Genomic DNA, 16,479 nt, shown 5'->3' with positions numbered 1-16,479 from the left:
GATGAGGAGAGAATTCAAGCTATTTAGGACATATCCCCAGCTTCTGCTAGCCCATATCCACCTGCCATTAATTCCCGTAGATTCTTGATAAACCTCGCTACTGGCGCACCGTCGGTCACATCATGGTCGAACATGACGGTTAATCCCACATATTCGCGGATGACAATTTGCTCGTCGATAACTCCTGGTCGTTTGGCGATTCCGCCCACCGCAATGAGTAAGGGATGGATGCCAATCGGAATACCCCAACTCATCCCGCCGCCGCCGAACATGCTCAGGGAAGTCACAGAGACAGTACCCATCATCCGCTTGAACAGAAAAGGATCGCGAAACACTGGTTGCCAGAACAACCAATCTCGGACAAACTTGGGCACGATCGTAAAAAGCCTCATCATCCAAGCAGCGCGGGGCGAGCCAACCTGAACTTCCCCGGATGCAACGGTTGATTTTTGCGCTGCGCGGATTTCGGCATGAATCTGCGCCACAGTCTTCTCGTTTGCTTTGCGAATAATGTAAGGCATTGGCAACTTCTCGCCGGACACGGTGCGTTCGATAATAATCGTCACATCCACATCATCAAAAATGACTAACTGCCGTTGACCTTGACGGAGCGCGTGGACGTATTTGTGTTCGCTAATTGCTTGGACAATACATTTGACAATCCAGCCAGTAAAACTAATTCCCTGCCCAGTCTGCGCTTTGTGGTGATGGATTGCCGATCGTGCTGCTGTGACATCAATTTCCAGCAAAATGGGTACGTGATGCCGTTGGCGACCCCAAATCATCGTATCGATAGTGGGGTTACGGAAACTAGGGAAATTGCGTTTTTCAAAGTTACCGATCGGCTCTATCTGTTTCATATCTGCACTAGCAATAATGCCTAGTAAATGTCTTACAGTCGCCTGTTCAAGTGTCTTCCATCCAATCATAGATTCGATCGAGTTGCTCGATCGTCACTAGTCCGTACTGCCATAAAATCATCGGCAAAGGGCCGGGATTATGTTCTACTTGCTTGAGGGCGATCGACATCGACGAGGACGAAATAGCTAAATCATCTTGTAAAAAATGAATTAATTTTGTTAAAGGCGTAGATAAAATCATTGATGTACCTCTGACTAAATTTTAAAAAGGTATTTACAGTTATGATTGGTAGTTGTTCTTTAAAGAACAACTACCAATCGTTGTTTTTTATATGAATAGACTAGTTGAATATTGTGAGGAACTCGTGAGGATTTAAAATAAGTCGTCAGTCACGATCGCGAATACAGAACTTTTCAGGTTGGTGATGTACACAAGATCCCCGACTTCTTCCAAGAAGTGGGGGATCTGACCGAGAATAAATTGCCAACCGCTGTAAGTCGCTCCGGCTCGATCGAAAGCGCAATCCTATCGTGAGAAAAGGTGCGGGCGGCGATTACCGCTGGTAGGTTCCACCAACGATCGAACCATCCCTAATTTTGGTAGCAATGAGCGGTGCTAATACGAGTAGCACTAAACCGAGCGACATCAATCTACCTTGAAATAAATTATAGTCAGCGGCGATTTGTGCCCACGAATAGCCAAATGCAAAACGTCCCAATACGACCTCAAAAACTAACGTCAGCAACATCCATAGGACTCCCACACCAATCGATTGAGACAAACTAGAGATCTTCAACCAACGCACAAAAATGGTCGCGATCGTCAGAATTAGCAGCGATCCGGTCACAAAGGAAATTTGATGCGCCCGCAGATCGCCCAGCAATGGCACTAGCCAAAGAGTGCGAATCGTGCCATTGATGCTTTCAATAACGATAAAAATTAGCCAGATGGCAATGCTTCTGAGCAATATCATGTGATGACTCTAGATCTCTAATCGTATCTATAGACTAGATGAGAATCTTGAGAAAGTTGTGAGTGTAATTTAGTTAGTCACTTGTCGATCGCGAACTAGAAATCGATCTCAACACTATTTTCAAGAATTATTACTCGATCGCCAGGATCGTGAATCATCCTACCTGCTAGCTACACTCAAAATTATTGTCGTAAGATCGGCACAGCGAGTTTGAAGCTGTACCTGTTGCTGAGTTGCCAAGGCTTGGGCTTTTGCTAACCCCACTGGCGACAGATCGATCGACAAAACATCCAGTCCCTGTGTCGCCAGCCAGACACCGTTTCGTCCTTCTCCATCACCCACAACTAGAGTTTTCATCTCAGGTTTGAGCCAATACTGTTGCTCGGTCAGAAATCGATTTGGCTTCGTTCCGTAGGCGTAATTTGTCTCACCATAACGATCGTCCCAGAATTGAGAATTGTGACCTGTAAACATTTAGTGCTACTCCAAAAATTTTAGCTTCTCTTCCCTTCAGATCGGTACAACTCGATCGAGATTACTGAGCTACAAACCCACCGTCAACCATTAACGTCTCACCAGTGACAAACGAAGCTGCATCTGAAGATAACCACAGCACAGCATTAGCAATCTCCTCAGGTTTGCCCAACCGACCGATCGGATGCAATCCCGCCATATATGCTTTTGCTTCATCTTGCCCGCCAGTGGCTTGTTCGATCATTTCTGTGGCAATCGCGCCTGGAGATACAGCATTGACGCGGATACCCGATTTGGCATATTGAAGCGCGGTAGCTTTGGTTAAACCCACTACAGCATGTTTGCTGGCGACATAGAGCGGGATATTTGGCATGGCGATCGTCGCTAGAATCGATGCAGTATTGACGATGCACGTAGTGCCGCCAGAGGCGAACGCACCATTTCCCTGCTCGATCATCTGCGCGATCTCATATTTCATACACAACCAAACACTTTTGACGTTGGCGTTCATCATTCGATCGTATTCATCGTCTGTCTGGTCGAGCAACGAGGCACTTTCACCGAAGACACCAGCGTTGTTAAACGCAATATCGATACGACCAAAAGTACTAACGGCTCGATCGATCGTTGCTTTGACCGCTGATGCTTGCGTGACATCGGTTTGGACGAAGATAGCATCACCCCTTACTGCTTTAATCATTCGGACAGTTTCTTCACCTTCGGCAACTCGGCGACCTGCCACCACTACCTTAGCTCCTTGTTGGGCATAGGCGATCGCTGCCGCCCGACCGATTCCTGAAGTGCCGCCTGTAACGATCGCGACTTTTCCTGTCAGATTAATCATCTCAAAACTCCCACTGAATCATAGATTGACTGCATCAGATTAACCATTCGTTCTGATGCACCTTTATTAATAACAGGCTACAATCTAGGAAGCAAGTATGTACTTAAAAGTGCTATACACACCTAAAAGTGCGTAATATGACCGAACCATCCTCCCGACCCTGCGTTCTCGACCAAAATGCTGATGTCCGCAAAATTCTCGACTTAATTGCCGATAAGTGGACTGCGCTAGTCATCCTCGCCTTGTCGCGAGAGACGAGACGGTACAGCGAATTGCATCGTCAAATTGGTGGCGTGTCTCAAAAAATGTTGACTCAAACTCTGCGAAGTTTGGAAAGTAGCGGGTTAATCGATCGCAAGGTGTATCCGGTTGTCCCGCCGATGGTTGAGTATTCACTGACTACACTCGGTGAGACGCTGGTACAGCCATTAAAAACTCTGTGCAACTGGGCTGGAGATCATTTTCATGAGGTGGAGGCTTTCAGAGCGCAGGGAATTGATTCTCCAAAAGAGACGCTCCGCGAACGCGAGATCGAGGTTGATGACCAATCCACACAGAGTAAAATCTCGACATTACGATAGTTGGCAACTGTGCCCAAATCGATCTATTAACTCAAGATATTTGGATAAAAAGTAGTTACATTGATTTTTGTCGCTCTACCGTTGAAGGAAATTGACAGAGACGATTGGAAAGTTTGGATGGCGTTTTTGGGTTATTCGATCGGGCGCGAACAACTAGTTCGGGAACATCGAAAACGTTATGACTGCTTACGGCAGATTATTTATCAAGAATTAGCTGACTTACAGACAGCCAAGTCGATCCGAGCCGATCTCGATCTAACCACCGAAGCCAATGCACTAATCGCCCTAGTGGATGGTATTGGTACTGGAGTTGTCATCTGCCCCGAACAGTTCTCGGCAGAGCAACAACAATACTTGGTGCGGCGACATATTAATGCTTTACTGCCATTATGATAGTGAGATTGTTAGCCGCCGATCGGGGAGCAGAGTTCGATTAACGAGCCTTCGATCGCCCGAACGTATGCAACCACCTGACCCCAAGGCTTTGCGGTCGGCTCCTTGACGGAAATCGCACCAGCGGCCACCGCCTTGGCATAGGATGAGGCTACGTCATCGGTGACGAATGCCAATTCAACTCCCAAAGGCGGAGCATTGAGATCGGATTTTTGATAGCGTCCGTCAAGATTCATTTCACCCATAGCATGTGAGGCAAAAGCCAGCACTGTTTCGCCAGTGTTTAACTCACCATACTGACCAGACTCATGTAAAAAGCGCGTTTCAAAGCCAAATGCCTCCTTGTAAAAGGTTAGTGCATCGGCAACTGAGGAAACGTAGACAATGGTGTAGCCAAATTTCATATTTTTTCTTTTTTAGATTTTGGTTTCTTTGGTTTCGGAAGCGGAAGCTCGTTTGCTGTTAATCGAATCAGATTTGACAGCCACTCTCGATTGTCTAGTTGTTCGCCAATGAGGAAGTATGGTTTCGCACCTGAATATGGGGGTGCTTCTACGATACTATCGATCGCATCGCAGCTCCCTTGGAGCATCGCCGCTCGACCAGCAGCAGTCGGCTTGACAAATAGTTGGTTATCGCAAACCAGCGCGACAACTTTCCCATCGCAGTAGATCGCATATTCACCAAACATTTTTTTGAATGAGACTTGCCCCGCTCCATTGAGACAATCGCAGACGTATTCAACAAAGTTCGAGTCTGATGCCATACATAATATGCTCTAAATTAGAGTTGAGATAGATGAAAATCGAGAGATACGATCCGAGGTATTTCTAAGACAACATCTTTGGTAGTTGAACTGTGACGATCGATCCAATCTCCTCCCCCGACTCGATCGTAAACTCCCCATCGTAAGCTTCAACAATCCGTTTGACGATCGATAAACTCAATTTTGCACTATATGTAGTATGCAACCAAAGCAAAAAGACTTTGAAATGTTTGATTCGATTACCTACTGTACGTCATGCGGTCGAACAATCTTTTCACTAATCCATCGATATTAACAAACCAAAATATTTATATTATTCAATCGAAAATGGTCTGTGGGCAATGCCCACCCTACTGGCTTGACCAGACTTCAACACACGCCATATCTTGACTTTGACCTACATTCTACTTCCGAAAACCAGACAGAAGTCACGTTAAACTTTGTTAATACTTACCAGAAACCTTTTCATGTGCCTGCAAAGCTGCTCGGTATCATTAAATGGACTCGCGCTCTTCAAATTAAGGATCTCGAAGGCTTGAAAAAGTATTCTGAACTGCAATTGCAAGAGGCTCTGTATCCTGTTGATTAAGAAGTAGTAAAAATGTAGGGAGCACTGCCCACAGTTAATATATAACTGTCACAGTAACAACGGGCACGAGCAGCAACAATCTGCCTAGAGGTACGATCGGATATTTCTAGGACAACATTATTGGCAGTTTGACTGTAACGATCGAGCCAATTTCCTCCCCAGACTCAATCCGAAACTCACCATCGTGAGCTTCGACAATGCGTTTGACGATCGCTAAACCCAATCCCGTACCACTGGCTTTAGTTGTGAAAAAAGGCTGTGTCAATCGTGGCAAAATATCGGCAGGAATCGGCATACCACCATTATGAATTTGCAGACAAACGCGGCGATCTTCGGTTCGATCTAGTTTAGTGGTAATAACATCACCGATATCGCTCGCTTCGCAGGCATTAGTTATTAAATTAACGATAACCTGCTTGAACTTATCTCGATCGACTAACACATAAATCGGTTCGTTATTCGGGATAAATTCTAGCTGTTTTCCCGAAGCCGTAGGGATAGTTTGTAAGGTGCCTAAAGTTTCTAAAATGAAACTATTTAGTTCCAGTTCGGATCGATCGAGTGTTTGGGGTTTGGAATACAGTAAAATCTGGCTCAGTAAACGTTGCAGTCGATCGGCTTCGTCTAAGGATAGAGCGAGATATTCTTGAAATCGCTCGGAGAGTTGCAGCTTTTTAAAGGCATTTAAGCCCATCAAAATCGTGGTGAGGGGATTTCGTACCTCATGGACGATCGTGGCGGCTAGTTCGCCAATTTCGGCTAGTCTGGCTAACGCTTTTTCGGCTTGTTTGAGTAGGGTAATATCCGCCGCTACTGCTAATAAGCATGGTTCGTCTTCTAAATAAATTGCCTCGGCAGAAAACAACGTGGGGAAAATCTCCCCCGATTTACGGCGAAACCAGATCTCTAGATTGCTGACTGTGCCTTGCTGCTGTAGTTGTTGAGAGATCGAGTCTCGATCGGCTGGATTAGCCCACACTCCCAGTTCTAGCGTACTGCGTCCGAGCATTTCTTCGCGGCGATATCCCAGCATCTGCAAGCAACGATCGTTGATTTCGAGGTAAGTCCCATTGTCGAGAGTACTAATGGCGATCGCATCTGGAGAGGAGCGAAACGCTGTCGAGAACTTGGTTTCCGAAACTCGTAGGGCATCTTCGACTTGCAGACGTTCCATCTCCGCCGCCGCCCGTGCTGCAAAAATCTCTAGAATTGCCTGATTGCGATCGTTAGATGCCATTTCTTTGTCATCTAGTACCGCCAGATGTCCCAACAGTTTGCCTGTCGAAGTCAATAATGGAATGCCAGCATAACTCTGTGCTTCCATTTCCTCGAATTCAGCTTTTTCTGCGGGAAACAAAGCTTGAATCTGGGCGGGGAAACACTGATAGCTATTACTGCCAATAATCCTTTCGCAGGGCGTACCGTACAGATCGTACTCGAACTCGTTACCAAATTCATTGCCCTGCCAAAAGGCAAAACTCCGCACGCGAGTGGGTGGCGCATCCATGCACTCGCTGATGAAGGCATAACGAACGTCGAGCGCATCTGCGAGGGAGCGAACGAGCGATCGAAAGAAGTCTACACCAGTGGCGGAAACCGTGCCAGCGACGATCGATCTGAGGATTTGTTCGGATTTTTGGCGTTCTAAAATTTCGGCTTGGAGTCTATCGTTTGTCTGGGTTAATTCGTTCGCGAAGCGTGGGCTTTGCCCAATCGTGCGTTGCTGCACGCGCAATTCTAGTTGATTATAGAGTTGAGCATTATCGAGAGAAATTGCTGCTTGAACGGACAGAAACTGGATAATTTCTAATCGCTGAGGGGTAAAAGCTTCAGTCGTTAAATTATTTTCTAAATACAGAATTCCCGCACGCTTAGCTTGATAAATTAATGGCGTACATAGAATAGATTTTGGTTGACGGACGAGCGCACAACAATCGATAAAATGTCACCCCTAATGAATAGAAGTCAGTTCGATAATCGATCGATCGATTCATGCGCCCTGTCTGCTCTGGGGAAATGTAAGCTAGGGTACCTTCGAGCAAATTGGGATCGCGAACTAGGGGGGTTTCTGGCGATCGGATGGTGGCGAGTCCAAAATCGACAATCTTTACCTGTCCCGTGGTGGGATTGAAGACGATATTAGATGGATTAATATCCTTGTGAATAATGTTGTGTTGATGAATTTCGCCTAAAATTGATGTTAGCCTAATTGCTAAATATAGAAATTCTCCTAGATTGAATGTGCGCTCGCTCAGCCACATTTGGAGAGATTTACCACCAAAATCTTCGAGAACGATAACAGAATTTTCTCGATAAGTTTCTAAACCATAAGTTGTAACTATACCTTCAATATTTAAGCTTCGCAAAATGTCGTATTCCAACTGAAACCTGTCGATATCTGCGGGCGATCGAGATTCTCGATCGGCTATTTTGAGGATGACAGGTACGAGATCCGCACAGCGTCGCGCTCGGTACAGCACCGATCTAGAGCTTTCATAGAATTTTTCAATCGCTTGATAGCCAGGAAGATCGATCGTCATGTTTGCTAAATTCCTTTGAATCCCATTTTGGATTCGATCGATTGTTCTAGATCGACAGCACCGACTCGTTGCCGACAATTGGCTCGCTTCTTAATACCTACCAGACTCAAAATCACGCCTAATAAAATAACACTTCCGCCGATATATTGAGCGTGGGTAGGCACTTCACCCAAAATTAAATAAGCAGCTAAAATCCCAAAGATCGGCGTAAACGAACCGACGATCGATGCTGTCGCCACCGATGAAGCACGCAAACCCGCAGTCCAAAACGATTGTCCCACGACGACAATAATCGCACCGTATAACAACATCCATTGCCACAGAAATGGCGAGAGAACATCGGTAAAATGGTAACGACCGTATAAACTCAAGGCAACACAGAAAAATACCAGTGTGCCCAATCCCGTCCGCACGGTGTTGTAGATGCCTAATGGTACTCTGGCAAGTCGCTGTTTGCCGACGATCGTGGCTATGGCTAACGCAATCGCCCCTAACACCGTCAGTATTTCCCCCCACCCCGTTGACAAGCCCATAATCGGCAGCATATTCGCCCGTGCGGGTTGTAGGACGACTGTGAGTACGACCCCCACGAAAGCGATAATTGCCCCTAGAAATTCCCATTTATCTACACGCTCGCGCAGCAGCCAGATCGATAACGCCAAGGTTAAGGGCGGTTCCAATCGACCGAGCAATACTACATTAGTCACAGGAGTCCAGGCTAGTGCTTGAAAAATCAAGCCTGGAGCCAGTGCGCCAGCTAAGATCGCCACTACAACTAAACTCACCCATTCTCGCTGCGAGATGCGACTTAGAGTCGCGCGATTCCATTGCGATCGATGGATGGTAACTAATACCAACAACGCGCACAGATTGCCCACAAACAACACGTTGCACAGCGAGATCGGATTGTGTCCGCCGACAAAATTCATCGCGCCAATTTCGGTAATCTTGCGCGTCAGGGCACTAGAAGCCCCAAAAATCGGCACAGCCAGCCAGAGATAGACTTGTCCGGGGATGCGATTGGTAAATTGCTTCAGTCGGTAGGAGCTAGATGGCATCATCAGTGCTGGGAGTCGCGGCATCAGATCGATCTCGATTTTAAACCACCAACCTGAGTTTCCCCTGAGAAACCAATTAAGAATTGGCGGTAGATTTTCGATCTGATGGCTAAAATCGATGTGGCTATTCCAAATTGGCAGATAGACGCTGAGTACTAGCCTTAAAAATCCCCTCCTGGGAGGGGTGCCCGCAGGGCGGGGTGGGTAGATCTTCGCTAGCACTTGTCAACCCTAAATACGTCCAAATCGAGCTAATTCGATCGATCGGAAAGATAGTTGGGAGGTTATTTGTGAGTGGCGGGGATTTTACCCACCCCGCCCGTTGGGCACCCCTCCTGGGAGGGGATTTTGCAGGGAATTCGATCCGATGAAATCTTGCGGATCTGTATCGTTTTTGGTACAATACAGACCATACAGGCAAATTTAAGGAGCTAAAATAATGGTTTTTCAAGAAATCGTTGATTCTGTCATAGCCCTATCTGTAGAAGAGCAAGATAACCTCATTGAGTTAATCCGGCAACAGCGAGAAGAACAGCGGGGTAACGAACTCTGGCATAGCTTGCAACGGATGAGAGCCATACTAGAGGAAGAGGGAGTCTTCGCCGACGAAGATGATTTTGCTAACCTCAGAGATCGATCTCCAGGGCGCGAAGTAAATCTATGAGGCTCAAATATTTACTCGATACCAACGTTGTTTCAGAGTTGATGCGTCCAGTTCCCAATCCTATAATTGTCGATCGAATCGATGTCCATCATTCAGAAATAGCGATTGCTAGCGTTGTGATTCACGAACTACTGTACGGTTGTCTTCGACTACCTGAATCCAAGAAGCGTCAGACTCTTTTAAATTCGATCGATGAGTCAGCTCTCAGTCGGCCAGTAATTGATTATGATTCTGAAGCTGCTCAGTTACACGCTCAAGAAAGAGCGCGATTATCAAAAATTGGTAAAACTCTAGCCTTCGCAGATGGACAAATTGCTAGTATTGCTGCCTCTAACGATCTGATTTTAGTAACTAATAACGTTGCCGATTTTCAATATTTTGAGAACTTAAAAATAGAGAACTGGTTTGAGAGCGGAGCAACTCGATGAAAAGTCATAATTCTCATATCGGCTCTGCTTTTGATGAGTGTATGGAAGCAGACTTACTGACAGAAGCTAATGAAATTGCTATCAAAAGAGTCATTGCTTGGCAGCTTCAGCAAGAAATTACATCGAAGCAAATGACTAAAACTAGCGTCGCCAAAGCAATGGGTACCAGCCGCGCCGCAGTTGACAGGCTGCTCGATCCAACCAATACTTCTGTAACTCTCAACACCCTGGGTAAAGCAGCTAGCGTTCTGGGTAAACGAATTAAGATCGAGCTGGTTGAAGGCTAATGAGTTCGAGCGTCTGGAGATCGAGAATTTCTCAGCAAAAACTAATCCTTTGCTTAGAGTCTCATCATCTCGATCGCAGGTGTTTGGATTACAGTTAAGAACAGTGATGCCCAAATTGCTCGAAGAAATGGCATCCATAGGTGTTCCAATGCAACCGATCGATAGATTCAGAGCGAAGCTCCAGCAACTCAAACAGCAACATTTCGATCCGGCATCGTTGCAATTTCGGCTCACCGTAGAGATCTCGCTGCTGTCAATTCTCGGCTTGAGTAGCGTCGCAGCCTGGACGAGCTGGAAAATGCAGCAGTTGTTGATAACTACCCATACGCAGCAAGTTGAATATATTGCCACTCGGTTTCCCCGCGATGTCGAACTCTACAGTGAGATGTTGCCAGTTGCCACGGGACTGCAAAAAACGATCGATAATGTCTCCGTGCCTGGATTGGCAATTTGGGTCAAAAGTACCGACGGCAATCAGCTTCTAGCCCAATCGAGCCAGGTAAGCGACGAAATCATGTCGATCGCCGATATGCCGCTCAAACCCCAAGTGTACCCAGTGGGCGATCGCTATCTAATTTTGTATCGCGGACTAGTCACAGCGCGCAATAAGCCCCTGGGCAAGGTCTATATGGCGCAAGATGTCACATCAGAACAAAAGCAACTAATGACCGCCATCCAGGGGCTAGCAGCCGTCTGCTGTTTGGCAACGATCGCCACCATCTTCGCGATCGCCTTACGGATTCGCCAATCGCTGCAACCTTTACAAGAAATGAGCCAGATTGCTGGCGCAATCTCGGCAGCAGATTTGAATAAAGCCCAGTTGCAACTCACTCAGGCTCCGAGTGAAGTCAAGGAATTGGCGCAAACTTTTAATATGATGCTGGCGCGGCTGGCGGATGCTTGGGAAAATCAGCGTCAGTTTGTCGGCAATGTGTCCCATGAGTTACGCACGCCGTTGACGGTGGTAGTCGGCTATTTGCAAAGCGTTCTCCGCCGCAGTACCAATCTCAATGATTACCAGCAAGAAGCCCTCTCTACAGCGGCATCAGAAGCCGAACGCACGGTGCGATTGCTTCAGGACTTGTTGAACTTGGCACGCGCCGATAGTGGCTACGCTCACTACCATCTCGAACGGTTATCGCTCAATGATGTCGTCGCAGAAATCGCCCAGATGACGGAGAAATATAGCGACCGAGCGATTCGTGTTGAGGCGACAGCCAGTATCGAAGCTATTGCCGATCGAGACAGGCTTCAGCAAGTATTAATCAATTTAATCGATAATGCGGTGAAATATTCAGCAGCAGAACAACCGATTATCTTGAGTATAGATCGCTGCGACGGACAGGCAATAATTCGAGTAATCGATCGCGGGGTGGGGATTCCGCTTCAAGATCAGAGTCGGATTTTTGAGCGTTTTTATCGGGTAGATGAAGCGCGGACTCGCTTGCCACAAGCGGGGATTCAAGCCACTAGTGACGGACATGGGTTGGGTTTGGCGATCGTCAAGACGTTGGTAGAAGGGATGGGTGGGAGTATTTCGGTGCGATCGAAGTTGGGTGAAGGTACAGAGTTTACAATTTCGTTGCCAACATAGTTGAGATCGATCCATATTTAAGTTTAAACATATTAGCCCAATTAGAATTGCCACCTGCAGTTTCGGGAGAGTACTAGATAGAACGGCTCAAACTTCATTCTTCGATCGCGGATCGATTCATCAGTTGAGATATCATAGTCTCTAAGGACATATCATGAATCTACGATGGCAGCTAACCGGATTGAGGCATTTAATACGATCGCTGAAGCAAACGCCGAAATCTAGGATCGATTGTTAGTCTCGATCGAGGCAGGAATTGGATTGTTACAGATATTTGTCGCTGTCTGCGATGCCGATCGACAGCGGGAACAAATTATTGCTAATTACGAGCGGGAACTCGCTCCAGACATTCATCACTATCGCGTTATGGATACCATCACGCATTTTTAAAGAACTTGGCAAGCGATCTCCCGATTTCTGGAGTTGGCGCAATGGTGTATTTCAATTTCAATTAGAACCCTCTTTAGTAACTACTGAATCACCAGATGCCCCACTTAAAAATCTCGATCGAGACGATCGGTTAAATTCGGTTTTATCGATAGAACAATTAGCAGCATCTTTAGCAAAAGCGATCGCGAAATGGGGCGCAGATAGCAGCAATGTGGCAACACTCTATGCTCAACTAGGTAATTTATAGCGGTTCTCAAGTTAGTGAAGTACACCCTAGATATAGGCAGAAATTAAAGCATGAAATTATCTGTACCTCATCAATTTGAGAATGGCTATATATGCCGATCGGGTACGATCTGGAAAATCGGCAGATCGAGAACGGGAATTGTCACTAGCTCAAAACTACTTTGAACGTGCGATCGATCTACACACCAAGTTTGAACAACAAGAAGATCTGGCTATATCTCTAAATAATCTGGCTGAATTGTACAGATCGACAGGCAGATATGCCGCAGCCGAACCTCTGTATGTGCGAGCATTAGAAATTCTCGAACAGAGTTTGGGCATCAATCACCCCAATACCCAAACCATCCGAGAGAATCTGCAAATTCTGCGGCAAACACCAGCAACAGAATAGAAACCAGCAGCATCAATGACTTGGGTAGAATGGTTAGCGATACCACTCTTACCTTTTTACTTGGCTGATGCAGGGTTGCGACGGGTGGGGCAAATTGTGGCAATTCTGGCGATGATTTCGATCGTTCCGTTCTGGTGGGGTTATCGACAATTGAGGTTTTTATGGTTGAGCAGAAGGCGGAAAATTAGGCGACGGCGGCGGCGATGAACCCACGCCTGCCCCTCCCAGGAGGCTACCGTGTATACACAAATCTGGAGGGAAGCAAAAACCCTAGAAATCCCCCTAAATCCCCCTTAAAAAGGGGGACTAAGAGTCCAGTTCCCCCCTTTTTAAGGGGTTAGGGGGGATTGGGATCTCAAAACGAAGTCAACCATACTTGTGTATACACGGTAGCTTTTTAAGGGGGATTTAGGGGGATTCACACCAATTTCGCTTCTCACTAGAGTCGAAAATTGGCGTTTCGATCGGGCGACTGATGGCAGTAAACAATTATGCTTTCAGTACAGCTAATACCGATTCGGCAACATTGGGTAGATGCGGTTTCAGAAATTCCGCTCGACTCGAAGCTAACGTGCCATTGGCAGTAACCAGCAACATTTGCTGTAACTGTCGAGCAGACAGATCTTGGCGGAAGACTCCAGCTTTTTGCCCCTTTGAGATCGCGGTTTCCAGCAGCTTACCAATGCGGGCATATTGATACTCCAACATCTTGGCAACATCAGCATCATGGGGAGCCATCTCAATCAGACTATTGAGGGCAAAACAGCCTTTGGTTTCTCCGGGTTGGTTTGCTGTACCAGATAAAAGCTGAAACCAAGCAGCGATTGCCTGTTCTGGAAAGGGATTACTCAAGGCTTCGTGGGTCAGACTCTAGACAATACGGTTCGGTTAGCTTCGCTTGAGATCTGAATCCCCCAACCCCCTTAAAAAGGGGGCTTTAAAAGTCCCCCTTTTTAAGGGGGATTTAGGGGGATTTCAACCTAAACCGGAGCAACTAACTCACGATTGGTTTTTAACCGAACCGTATTGAGACTCTAGAGTCGATCGAAGTTGGGTGAAGGTACGAAGTTTATCATTCTCGTGCTTACATTCTGCTAAAGGTGCGGCTATTTATCGAGTTTCTCAAACAGTCAAGTTCGGGTTTGGCGGCGATCGAATTATGAGAAATTGCTGAGATTTAACTGAGTGAGTTTTTAGAATAAATTCAGGAAATCTATCGGTTGAATTCAGAGAGTTTTCAGTAGAAACTGCGATATTTAATTTAACGACCAAATTTGGTTCGTTTCCACTATCTTAATCGGTCATAACTCATGAAATTAGCAACTTTGGTTACAGGTATTGCAATGGTTGGTTTGGTTTCTGTTGGTAATCTTACTACCCACAATACTAGTCCCAGTGTATCGATCGGTGTAGTAGCTAGTGCGGCAGAAGGCCCTACCGTTCAAGAAAAGATTGCTTTAGTTACTAAAAATAAAGGACAAATTGGCGGTGGCGACCAGCTCCGACGCTTCTTTTATGGCGATCTAGAACCACTCGGTGTTCAACCTGGTGGTGCTGGGATGGTGGTCAATTTATACAACAAAGCCAATAATGTTACCTTCTCTTATTGCGCTACTTATGATGTGGTAGTAGCGGTTAGAAAAGGTAAGGTAGCTATGTTTACAGCAGGTGAAGTTAAGTAAGATCTTTTCCTCGATCTGGATCGTTCAAGCTACACGTTGAACGTATTCAATAACTCGATTATGAGTTAATATTTTTCAATTAATCCTCAGCTTTTCTCAGTAACTTCTTGGAAATTTATCATGTTCGATCGAGTTCTCTCGGCGATCGCCAAGAAGAAAAGTGAACCATCTTACTGTCATAAATCAGGAGTATTTAACTATGAAATTCATCCAAGTAACAATTCTGTCTTTGGCTTCTTTACTAGTAATTAGCTCTGCAAAAGCCGCGATCCAAAGTCGGGTTCCGGCAGGATCGATCGCGATTGATTATCCGATGGAAATACGCGAACAGCCAACTCAGATTAGTCCTTCGGCTCGTCCTTTTCAGTTAGCAGCAACCATCAAGTCCGGCACATTCGTTCGGGCAGAACAACCGACCAGAGGTGGTGCTAGTATTGTGACCCAAAACGGTCGATCGTTTCTACAACTAGACGCGCGATTTAAAACTTCTAGTCAGGGTCCCGATCTGGTAGTTGCTTTGCATCTTTCTCCTAATGTACTCGGCGCGACTAAAGCACCTAACTATGCGTTGAAAGGTGGTGATTATATTGTGTTATCTCGCCTGAAAAAATATAGTGGTGCCCAACGCTATGCCATTCCTGCCAACATCAATCTCGCAAATTATCGATCGGCAGTAATTTGGTGTCGCAAATTCAATGCTACTTTTGGTGTTGCTAGTTTGAGCTAAGATTCTAGACCGATATCAGATTGACTTGTTGTCCCGATCGATCGGCAAAATCCGTAGGCAGATCTAGTTCGATCGAGATTTGAATTTCTTATTTTCCAGCTTCTGCACTTTCAGAAAACCACCACCCTATTACGCTTCAATTTAATACCAGTTCCTCCAGTATTTAAAGCTTGAGAACAGGAATAAGGGAGAAGAAAAAAGAAATTAACCATCTTTTTTCTTCTCCTTTCGATCGTCTAAATACTTAAATCCACATGGTTTTCCCTGCTAATTAAGATCGAACAACTGAGATGGGATCGATCGGCAATCGTCTCAAAAACTTCCCGATATCCTTCATACCCTCGCCGATAAGCTCCAGCAACCGGACGATCGGTTAAAATCAACTCAACTCCATCGAAAACTAATAAACAGCGATACTGTTGCAATCGATCGAGCAAACAAGCGATCGAATCTGCCACCGTCATCGGTAATTGCCGATCTGTAGCTAACGGATTTATAAGCGATCGCAGCAGCTCGGATAGCATGGTATCGATCGGGGGTGCGGGCGCAAGCGATTGCCAGATAAAGTACTCGAATGCTGGTGCGATTTCGGTTTCGATCGGTTTGTTTAGATTTGGAGATCGAATCTAATAAGGCGATCGATCTTTGATATAGATAGTTTTGATGCTTGATATCTTCTGAAGCGAGCGTTTAGGAGTTTAGTTTTCGATCGAATGTAGCGATCTCAATCTAATTGAAATTTTTGCCCGTACACATAGATTGGGAAAAGTAACGACCCCGTTCACTCGCCGCTAATAACCTCTCGGATTCACTAACCAACTCGATCCGGTCGGTGTGCAACGGGATTGTTAGACCGCGCTGTTTAGGTCGATCGGATCGACTTTGAAGAATCATGTCTTGCAAGAATTGATAGTAATGAAGGAGAAGGCACTCAACGAGATCCTCGATCGCACTGGAATTTAAGGCTTCAGTGCAGGTATGCCTTCACTAT

24 protein-coding genes and 1 pseudogene are annotated in these 16,479 nt (G+C 46.0%); 12 read left to right on the top strand and 13 right to left on the bottom strand.

The annotated features are described in order from the left end of the window. Positions 1–23 precede the first annotated feature (23 nt). From CHA6605_RS04730 to CHA6605_RS04710, 5 genes are all read right to left on the bottom strand, one after another. On the bottom strand, positions 24–929 hold the full coding sequence (locus CHA6605_RS04730) for a 2-oxo acid dehydrogenase subunit E2 (RefSeq protein WP_015158402.1): 906 nt from the start codon (positions 927–929) through the stop codon (positions 24–26). Then, on the bottom strand, positions 907–1,101 hold the full coding sequence (locus tag CHA6605_RS04725; RefSeq protein WP_015158401.1) for a DUF2949 domain-containing protein: 195 nt from the start codon (positions 1,099–1,101) through the stop codon (positions 907–909). The genes CHA6605_RS04730 and CHA6605_RS04725 overlap by 23 nt, the downstream gene beginning before the upstream one ends. Positions 1,102–1,414: 313 nt before the next feature. Next, positions 1,415–1,834, bottom strand: coding sequence for a hypothetical protein (locus CHA6605_RS04720; RefSeq protein WP_015158400.1), 420 nt, complete (start codon positions 1,832–1,834; stop codon positions 1,415–1,417). A 159-nt stretch (positions 1,835–1,993) separates the two neighbouring features. Further along, positions 1,994–2,308, bottom strand: coding sequence for a class I SAM-dependent methyltransferase (locus CHA6605_RS04715; protein ID WP_015158399.1), 315 nt, complete (start codon positions 2,306–2,308; stop codon positions 1,994–1,996). 61 nt (positions 2,309–2,369) lie between these two features. Further along, the gene (locus CHA6605_RS04710) at positions 2,370–3,149 is read right to left on the bottom strand and encodes an SDR family oxidoreductase (protein ID WP_157260160.1); all 780 of its coding nucleotides are present in this window, start codon (positions 3,147–3,149) and stop codon (positions 2,370–2,372) included. Positions 3,150–3,289: 140 nt separating this feature from the next. Here CHA6605_RS04710 and CHA6605_RS04705 point away from each other — a divergent pair, with 140 nt between their 5' ends. Then, positions 3,290–3,733: a winged helix-turn-helix transcriptional regulator gene (locus tag CHA6605_RS04705; RefSeq protein WP_015158397.1), complete on the top strand. Its 444-nt coding sequence runs from the start codon at positions 3,290–3,292 to the stop codon at positions 3,731–3,733. 60 nt (positions 3,734–3,793) lie between these two features. Continuing rightward, positions 3,794–4,126: pseudogene (locus tag CHA6605_RS04700) on the top strand (TetR family transcriptional regulator C-terminal domain-containing protein); the annotation flags it as partial. 11 nt (positions 4,127–4,137) lie between these two features. Here CHA6605_RS04700 and CHA6605_RS04695 read toward each other — a convergent pair. From CHA6605_RS04695 to CHA6605_RS34910, 3 genes are all read right to left on the bottom strand, one after another. Continuing rightward, complete coding sequence (locus CHA6605_RS04695; protein WP_015158396.1) at positions 4,138–4,530, bottom strand: VOC family protein; 393 nt, start codon at positions 4,528–4,530, stop codon at positions 4,138–4,140. Next, a complete protein-coding gene (locus CHA6605_RS04690) occupies positions 4,527–4,892 on the bottom strand; it encodes a TfoX/Sxy family protein (protein WP_015158395.1) in 366 nt (121 codons plus the stop codon). Before CHA6605_RS04690 ends, CHA6605_RS04695 begins: the two co-directional genes overlap by 4 nt. A 64-nt stretch (positions 4,893–4,956) precedes the next feature. Next, on the bottom strand, positions 4,957–5,073 hold the full coding sequence (locus tag CHA6605_RS34910) for an ATP-binding protein (protein WP_198288428.1): 117 nt from the start codon (positions 5,071–5,073) through the stop codon (positions 4,957–4,959). A 177-nt stretch (positions 5,074–5,250) separates the two neighbouring features. Between CHA6605_RS34910 and CHA6605_RS04685 the strand changes: the two genes are divergently transcribed. Further along, positions 5,251–5,481, top strand: coding sequence for a hypothetical protein (locus CHA6605_RS04685; protein WP_198288427.1), 231 nt, complete (start codon positions 5,251–5,253; stop codon positions 5,479–5,481). A 106-nt stretch (positions 5,482–5,587) separates the two neighbouring features. Here CHA6605_RS04685 and CHA6605_RS31270 read toward each other — a convergent pair whose 3' ends face one another. The 3 genes from CHA6605_RS31270 to CHA6605_RS04670 all read right to left on the bottom strand — a co-directional run bounded on the left by CHA6605_RS31270 (position 5,588) and on the right by CHA6605_RS04670 (position 9,103). Continuing rightward, complete coding sequence (locus tag CHA6605_RS31270) at positions 5,588–7,210, bottom strand: two-component system sensor histidine kinase NtrB (RefSeq protein ID WP_015158393.1); 1,623 nt, start codon at positions 7,208–7,210, stop codon at positions 5,588–5,590. Positions 7,211–7,352: 142 nt separating this feature from the next. Continuing rightward, on the bottom strand, positions 7,353–8,021 hold the full coding sequence (locus CHA6605_RS04675) for a serine/threonine protein kinase (protein ID WP_015158392.1): 669 nt from the start codon (positions 8,019–8,021) through the stop codon (positions 7,353–7,355). Between the two features lie 5 nt (positions 8,022–8,026). Then, positions 8,027–9,103, bottom strand: a complete 1,077-nt coding sequence (locus CHA6605_RS04670; RefSeq protein ID WP_015158391.1) for a DMT family transporter — start codon at positions 9,101–9,103, stop codon at positions 8,027–8,029. 415 nt (positions 9,104–9,518) lie between these two features. Between CHA6605_RS04670 and CHA6605_RS04665 the strand changes: the two genes are divergently transcribed. The 7 genes from CHA6605_RS04665 to CHA6605_RS33630 all read left to right on the top strand — a co-directional run bounded on the left by CHA6605_RS04665 (position 9,519) and on the right by CHA6605_RS33630 (position 13,286). Continuing rightward, complete coding sequence (locus tag CHA6605_RS04665; RefSeq protein ID WP_015158390.1) at positions 9,519–9,743, top strand: hypothetical protein; 225 nt, start codon at positions 9,519–9,521, stop codon at positions 9,741–9,743. Then, the gene (locus CHA6605_RS04660) at positions 9,740–10,171 is read left to right on the top strand and encodes a type II toxin-antitoxin system VapC family toxin (RefSeq protein WP_015158389.1); all 432 of its coding nucleotides are present in this window, start codon (positions 9,740–9,742) and stop codon (positions 10,169–10,171) included. The genes CHA6605_RS04665 and CHA6605_RS04660 overlap by 4 nt, the downstream gene beginning before the upstream one ends. Further along, entirely contained in the window at positions 10,168–10,458 is a 291-nt protein-coding gene (locus tag CHA6605_RS04655; protein ID WP_015158388.1) for a helix-turn-helix domain-containing protein, read from the top strand. The genes CHA6605_RS04660 and CHA6605_RS04655 overlap by 4 nt, the downstream gene beginning before the upstream one ends. A gap of 148 nt (positions 10,459–10,606) precedes the next feature. Continuing rightward, on the top strand, positions 10,607–12,052 hold the full coding sequence (locus CHA6605_RS04650; RefSeq protein ID WP_041548717.1) for a HAMP domain-containing sensor histidine kinase: 1,446 nt from the start codon (positions 10,607–10,609) through the stop codon (positions 12,050–12,052). A gap of 289 nt (positions 12,053–12,341) precedes the next feature. Continuing rightward, positions 12,342–12,689, top strand: a complete 348-nt coding sequence (locus CHA6605_RS04645) for a hypothetical protein (protein WP_157259791.1) — start codon at positions 12,342–12,344, stop codon at positions 12,687–12,689. 81 nt (positions 12,690–12,770) lie between these two features. Beyond that, the gene (locus CHA6605_RS04640; RefSeq protein ID WP_086936162.1) at positions 12,771–13,079 is read left to right on the top strand and encodes a tetratricopeptide repeat protein; all 309 of its coding nucleotides are present in this window, start codon (positions 12,771–12,773) and stop codon (positions 13,077–13,079) included. 15 nt (positions 13,080–13,094) lie between these two features. Then, positions 13,095–13,286, top strand: coding sequence for a hypothetical protein (locus tag CHA6605_RS33630; protein ID WP_157259788.1), 192 nt, complete (start codon positions 13,095–13,097; stop codon positions 13,284–13,286). 282 nt (positions 13,287–13,568) lie between these two features. On the opposite strand, the gene CHA6605_RS04635 is transcribed toward CHA6605_RS33630, so the two are convergent. Next, positions 13,569–13,931, bottom strand: a complete 363-nt coding sequence (locus tag CHA6605_RS04635) for a TetR family transcriptional regulator C-terminal domain-containing protein (protein ID WP_041547568.1) — start codon at positions 13,929–13,931, stop codon at positions 13,569–13,571. 458 nt (positions 13,932–14,389) lie between these two features. Between CHA6605_RS04635 and CHA6605_RS04630 the strand changes: the two genes are divergently transcribed. Then, complete coding sequence (locus CHA6605_RS04630; RefSeq protein ID WP_015158386.1) at positions 14,390–14,761, top strand: hypothetical protein; 372 nt, start codon at positions 14,390–14,392, stop codon at positions 14,759–14,761. Between the two features lie 199 nt (positions 14,762–14,960). Beyond that, the gene (locus CHA6605_RS04625; RefSeq protein WP_015158384.1) at positions 14,961–15,488 is read left to right on the top strand and encodes a DM13 domain-containing protein; all 528 of its coding nucleotides are present in this window, start codon (positions 14,961–14,963) and stop codon (positions 15,486–15,488) included. A gap of 236 nt (positions 15,489–15,724) precedes the next feature. On the opposite strand, the gene CHA6605_RS04620 is transcribed toward CHA6605_RS04625, so the two are convergent. Continuing rightward, positions 15,725–16,012: a hypothetical protein gene (locus tag CHA6605_RS04620; protein ID WP_041547566.1), complete on the bottom strand. Its 288-nt coding sequence runs from the start codon at positions 16,010–16,012 to the stop codon at positions 15,725–15,727. Positions 16,013–16,479: the final 467 nt, after the last annotated feature.

Source organism: Chamaesiphon minutus PCC 6605 (genome assembly GCF_000317145.1).
In the GTDB taxonomy this organism is placed as follows: Bacteria; Cyanobacteriota; Cyanobacteriia; order Cyanobacteriales; family Chamaesiphonaceae; genus Chamaesiphon; species Chamaesiphon minutus.
The sequence above is the reverse complement of the archived record's forward strand: the minus strand, read 5'-3'. Positions and strand labels throughout refer to the sequence as shown.